The sequence below is a fragment of the Streptomyces sp. OfavH-34-F genome, from assembly GCF_022347745.1.
Lineage (GTDB): Bacteria > Actinomycetota > Actinomycetes > Streptomycetales > Streptomycetaceae > Streptomyces.
The window spans coordinates 1-6,211 of record NZ_JAKRGC010000351.1 but is presented as its reverse complement, the minus strand read 5'-3'; the positions used below and the strand labels follow the sequence as shown (position 1 = coordinate 6,211).

Below are 6,211 nucleotides of genomic sequence, written 5' to 3'. Positions count from 1 at the left end.
GGCGTCGTGGGCGGGGCGGTGAGCGGCTCGGGGTCCTTCTCGCGGGCGAGTTTGCCGTTGGGCGTACGCGGGAGCGCGGCCGTGAAGCGGAGGTCCGCCGGCACCAGGTGGGCGGGGAGGCGGGCGGCGAGCCAGGTTCGGAGTTCCTCGGTGGAGGGGGGCGCGGACGGGGAGGCCGGCACCAGGTGGGCGATCAGCCGGGCGTCGCGCGCGTCGTCGACGCGGACGACGGTCATCGCCTCGGCGACTCCGGGGTGGCGGGTCAGCACCGCCTCCACCTCGCCGGGCTCGACCCGGTAGCCGTTGACCTTGATCTGTTCGTCCACGCGCCCGAGGAAGTCGAGCTGCCCGTCCTCGCGGCGGCGCACCAGGTCGCCGGTGCGGTACATGCGCGTTCCGGGCGGTCCGAACGGGTCGGCCGTGAACCGCTCGGCGGTCAGCGCGGGACGTCCGAGGTAGCCGCGGGCCAGCCCCTCGCCCGCCAGGTACAGCTCGCCCGTGCCGCCGGGGCCGACCTCCGTCAGGGCCGCGTCGAGCACATGGGCGCGGACGTGGTCGAGGGGGTGGCCGATGGGCGGCGCCGTGGTGCCGGACGTGCTTCCGGGCGTGCCGTCCGGGCGCCAGGCGGTGGCGTACACGGTGGACTCCGTCGGTCCGTACACGTTCATCAGGCGGGTGTGCGGCATGGTCGTGGCGACGCGTTCGGCGAGCGCGGCGGGCAGCGCCTCGCCGCCGAGGGCCAGGGTCCTCGCCGAGAGGTCGAGGTCCGTGCGCTCCAGCAGTTTGCCGAGCACGGAGGGGATCGCGCAGACCAGGCCGCCGGACCAGCGGGGCGGGTCGCCGTCCAGGAGGGACAGCAGGTTGCGGACGACCTCGACCGTGCCTCCCGCGGCCAGGGGGGTGAACACCTCGGCGACGGAGACGTCGAAGCTGAAGGAGGTCGCGGCGAGCGTGTGGCGCAGCGCGTCCGCGCCGAACGCCGCCTCCGTCCAGGCGAGCAGCGGCAGCACGCTGCGGTGCGTCACCACGACGCCCTTGGGGGTGCCGGTCGATCCTGAGGTGTAGATGACGTACGCCGGGTGCTCCGGGGTGAGCGGCGCCGTCCGGTCGTCGTCGGTGAGGGCGTGCGGCGCCGCCCCGGCGAGTTCCGTGCGTACCGCCGGGTCGTCGAGGATCACGACCGGGCCCGCGGGCGTGCCGAACCGCCGTGCGGCGTGCGCGGCGTCGGTGAGCAGACAGGAGGGCCGGGCGTCGTCGACCATGAGGCGGAGCCGCTCGTCGGGGTAGGCCGGGTCGAGCGGCAGGTAGGCGGCGCCGGCCTTGAGGACGGCGAGCATCGCGACGAGGGTGTCGGCGGAGCGGGGCAGCAGCAGGCCGACGAGCAGTTCGGGGCCCGCTCCGCGTACGACGAGGAGCCGGGCCAGGCGGTTGGCGCGCTCGTGCAGTTCGCGGTAGGTCAGCTCGCCGGTCGCGTCGCGCACGGCGACGGCGTCGGGTGCGCGGTGGGCCGCGGCTTCCAGGAGCGCGGTCAGGGTGGACCGCGCCTCCGGGCGCGTGGATGCGGGGGCCGCTCCCTGGGCGGGCTTCCCGGGGTGCGGTGCGGTGAGGGCGGCCAGGGTGTGGCCCGGTGCGGCGACGGCCGCGGTCAGCAGGTCGCGAAGTCGCCGGGCCTCGGCAGCCGGTCCGGTCCGGTCGCCGGTCCGTCCGGCCGTGCCGTCACCGCCGGCCTCGCCCGTTCCTGCGCGGGTGCCTTCGGGGGCCAGGACGACGAGGTGGCTCCGTCCGTCGGGCGTCTCCTCCCACAGGAAGCGGGGTACGGGCGACGGCTGGACGCCGAACGGCCGGACGGTCGCCGGGTGGCCGCCGAACCGGAGCGTGGGCGCGGCTTCCCGTACGTCGGCTATCGCCCGGTACAGCCGTGCTCCGGGCTCCGTCGCCCCGAGGGCGCGGCAGACCTCGGCGTGCCGGAGCCGCTGGTGGCGCCGGACGCGGCGCGCCTCGCGGCCGGCCTGGGCGACGAGGTCGGCGAAGGCGGTGTCGGGCCGTACGTCGAGACGCAGTGCGGCGATGTCGTCGGCCGCGCCCGGTACGCGCCCCAGGGCCCGTTCGTACCGGCCGTCCACGGGCAGTCCGATGACCACGTCGGTGGTGCCCGACGCCTGGTGCAGGTGGGCGGCGACGGCGGCGAGCAGGACGGCGCGCGGGTGGGTGCCGCAGTACCGGGCGGTGGCGCGGACGCGGTCGGTGTCGGCGGCCTGGAGCGTCACGGCGGCCGAGACGGCGGGGGCGGCCGTGGCGCCGGCCGTGCGGACCGGGGTCAGGCCGTCGAGGTGCTTGCGCCAGAAGGCGGCGTCCTCGTCCGGCGCCGTGGTGGCCCGGTAGGCGCGCTCGGCCTCGGCGAGGAGTGCGAGGCCGGGGAGTGCGCCTTCCGAGGGCGAGGTGCCGGTGGCGAGCGCGGTGTAGACCTCGGCGGTGCGGCGGCCGACGAGTGCGCAGCCCCAGCGGTCGAGGGCGTCCCCGGGGTGGAGGTGGAACCAGGTGTGGCGGTCGTCGGCGAGGCGCAGCAGGGCCTGGGTGGAGCGTGTCGCCGCGCGTCCCGCCCGGGTGGCGGCGTGCAGCCAGGCCTCGCGGGCCGCGACCGGGTCCGGCTCGTCGGCCAGGTCGACCAGTTCCAGCGGCACGGGGCCGCCGTCGGTGAGTTCCCGGCTGCCGAAGGGGCCGTCGGCCGCCCGCAGGCGTACGGCCTCCGCCTCGCCGGTGACCTGGCGGATGGCGTCCTGCAACAGGGCGATGTCGACGGGGCCTTCGATGTCGACGGCCTCCGCGACGTAGTCCCCGGGCGTGGTCCGTGCGTTGCCGTTCTCAGACATGGGTGTCAGCTCCTGCGGGCCGCGAGGGGACGGGGGACCTGTTCGACGCGTACGAGTGGAAGCCCCGGCCGGCCTTCCTGCCGACGTGGCCCTCGGCGACCAGCCGGGCGAGGAGCGGGGTGGGGCGGAAGCGGGGGTCGCCGGTGAACCGGCCGAGGACGTCCAGGGTGTCGACGATGGTGTCGAGGCCGATGAGGTCGGCGGTGCGCAGCGGTCCCGTGGCGTGGCCGAAGCAGTCCTGGAAGACGCGGTCGACGGTGGCGGCGTCGGCGGTGCCGGCCTCGACGACGGCCGCCGCCTCGTTGACCGTCAGCATCAGCACGCGGTTGCTGACGAATCCGGGGCCGTCGCCGACGACGATGGCCTGCTTCCCGAGGCCCGCGAGGAGGTCCAGGGTCCGGCGTACCGTCCGGTCCGAGGTGGCGTCGGAGGTGGCGACCTCGACGGTGTCCTTCAGGGGCGCCGGGTTCATGAAGTGGGTGCCCAGGACCCGTTCGGGACGTGTGGTGAAGGAGCCGAGGTGGCCGATGGGGATCGCCGACGTGCACGAGGCGAACACCGTCTCGGCGGAACAGATCCGGTCCAGCGTCCGGAAGACGTCCTCCTTGACGGGGACGCGTTCGGGGGCGCAGTCCACGACGAAGTGGGCGTCCGACAGGGCGGCGAGGTCGGCCGTCCAGACGGTCCGCCCTTCCACGGGGCCGGCGTCGCGGCGGCGCAGCAGCCGCGCGGCGCGGGTCCAGGAGCGCACCCGCTCGGGTCCGCTCGCCCGGGCCGCCGGGTCGGGGTCGACGACCACGACGGGGTGGCCCGCGGCGGCGAAGCACTGGGCGACTCCGGCGCCCATGGTGCCGGCGCCGACGATGCCGATCGGTGTCGCGGCCGTGTCCGACGGCCGGCTGTCCTTGCTCTCACCCACGTGGGGGGTTCCTTCCCGGTCGGTACACGCTCGTGGTGTCATTCGGCGGACGCGGCGACCGCGCGTGCCAGGGCGGCGAGGTCGTCGGCGAGGGCCACGACGGTCGCCTCGTCGAACAGTTCGGTGCGGTAGTCGACGGTGATCCCGTCGTCGCCGACGCTCCAGTGCAGGTCGGGTACGGGGTCTTCGGCCGTGAGGCCGGTGCCGTACGGGTCGGCGGTGACGTCGAAGGGCCACGGCCCCCCGGTGGGCGGGGCGGCCTCGGCGCGGGCGATCAGCCGAGCGATCCGGGCGGTCAGTTCCGTCAGGGACGGCTCGTCGGTCACGTCGACCCGCACGGGCAGCGGCGGGCCGTCGGGGCGTACGAGCCCGAGCAGCAGTTCGTCGGCCCCGGCCCGGTCGGTGAGGAGGGTGACGAGGGCGGCGAGCAGTCCGGGGGCGCCGAGGCCCGGGGCGGGGCCGCCGGGTACGAGGAGTTCGTGGCGGGCCGTCGTGCCGGTGCCGCCGCCCTGGGGGCGCGGCCGGTCGGTGGGCGGGTCGAAGGGGCGCAGTCCGGCCAGGGCGTCGGCGGGGGCGGGCCCGGCCGGCGGGCCGGGCAGTGCGGAGAGCGGGACGTCCATGTCCTCGGTCGCGGCCCGCAGCAGGTCCACCCAGGAGCGGGCGAGGTCGGCGATGGTGCTCCGGTCGAACAGGTGGGTGCTGTACTCCACCACCACGTCCAGGTCGTCGGCGCCGGCGCGTTCGCCGACGACCACCGACAGGTCGAACTTGGACGTGCCGGGCGGCAGCCCGGGGAAGAGGGGCCCGCCCTCCTCGTCGACGGCGGGGCCGAAGAGGCTCTCGCCGAAGACGAAGTGCGGGGGCAGCGTCTGGTGGACGTACATGACGTCGAAGATGGGGTTGCGGGCCGGGTCGCGTTCGGGGGCGAGTTCGCGGACGACGGCGTCGAAGGGGAGTTCCTGGTTCTCCAGGCCCTCGATGACGTCGGTGCGCACCCGCCGCAGCAGTCCGCGGAACCCGGGGTCGCCGGACAGGTCGGTGCGCAGCGCGATGGTGTTGTTGAAGAAGCCGAGCAGGCCCCACAGTTCGGGCCGGGTGCGGCCGATGGTGGGGGTGCCGACCACGACGTCGTCCTGGCCGGACCAGCGGGCCAGCGTCATGCTGAGGCCGGTGAGCAGCACCGAGAAGAGGGTGGCGGACTCGGCGACGCCGATCGCGCGGAGCCGGTCGACGAGCTCGGGCGGGATGGTCAGGCTGTACGCGGCGCCCGCGAAGTCCATCCGCGCGGCGCGCGGCCGGTCGGTGGGCAGCGTCAGCACCGGCGGATCGGTGAGCCGTTCCTTCCAGTACCGCAGCTGGCCGTCGAGCAGTCCCCGCTCCATCAGCTCGCGCTGCCAGGCGGCGTAGTCCCGGTACTGGACGGGCAGCGGCTCGAAGCGGTGGACGCGGCCCCCGCGGCGGGCCTCGTAGAACGCCATCAGCTCGCGCATCAGGATCTGCGGGGCCCAGCCGTCGTTGACGGCGTGGTGGGTCAGCCAGCAGAAGAGGTGGTCGTCCGGGGCGAGCCGGATCAGGGTGACCCTGACCAGCGGATCGTGTTCCACGTCGAGGGAGCGCTGGGACTCGGTGCGCAGGATCTCGCGGGCGGTCTCCTCGGCGTCGGGCCGCCCGGTCAGGTCCTCGTAGCGGAAGAAGTCACCGAGTTCGGGGCGCACGGACAGGCGGGCGCGGCCGTCGACGGAGATGAAGTTCGACCTGAGCACCTCGTGCCGCTCGGCCAGGTCCTCCCAGGCGAGCCGCATGGCGCTGACGTCGATCGGGCCGCGGTGGCGGGAGGCGCCGGGGAGGTTGTAGAGGGTGGTGCCGGGGTCGAGCTGGTGGTGGAACCACATGCGCTCCTGCCCGTACGAGAGCACGTGGGCGTCGGACCGCCGGATCGGCGGAAGCGCGTGGGCCGCCTCAGCGGCGGGCGGGGCCGGTACGGGAGCGTCCGGGGCGGGGGGCGCGGTGGCGGCCCGGACGGGTTCCGCAGCCGGAGCCGGTGTGGCCGGGCCGGCGGGGGCGGTGGTCGTCCGCCGGGACTCGACGGCGGACGCCAGGTCGGCGACGGCCGGGTGGTCGTAGACGTCGATCATGCGCAGCGTGACCCCGTACCGCTGCTCGACGCGCTTGAGGAGGAGCAGGGCGATGATCGAGTTGCCGCCGAGGGCGAAGTAGTCGGCGTCGGGGGCGACGCCGTCCGCGTAGAGCAGTTCGGCAAGCGTCTCCCGCAGCCAGGGCAGCACGTCGGAGCCCTCGGCCGGCTCGGAGGCGGGGGGTACGGCGGGCTCGGTGGGCGGGGTCGGCTCCGGGGGCGGGGTGAGCGCCGTCGGGGTGGTGGAAGGTGCCGGCGGGGTGGGCACGAGCGCCGTCGGGGTGGTGG

At 75.6% G+C, this 6,211-nt stretch carries 3 protein-coding genes; all 3 read right to left on the bottom strand.

Annotated features, from left to right (window positions below; translation table 11 throughout):
- Nucleotides 1-2,870: non-ribosomal peptide synthetase (locus MHW47_RS30620; RefSeq protein WP_239227129.1), on the bottom strand; the 2,870-nt coding region annotated here is incomplete at its 3' end.
- The gene (locus MHW47_RS30615) at nucleotides 2,863-3,789 is read right to left on the bottom strand and encodes a 3-hydroxyacyl-CoA dehydrogenase family protein (protein WP_239227128.1); all 927 of its coding nucleotides are present in this window, start codon (nucleotides 3,787-3,789) and stop codon (nucleotides 2,863-2,865) included. The genes MHW47_RS30620 and MHW47_RS30615, both read right to left, overlap by 8 nt.
- 38 nt (nucleotides 3,790-3,827) lie before the next feature.
- Nucleotides 3,828-6,211: condensation domain-containing protein (locus MHW47_RS30610; RefSeq protein ID WP_239227127.1), on the bottom strand; the 2,384-nt coding region annotated here is incomplete at its 5' end.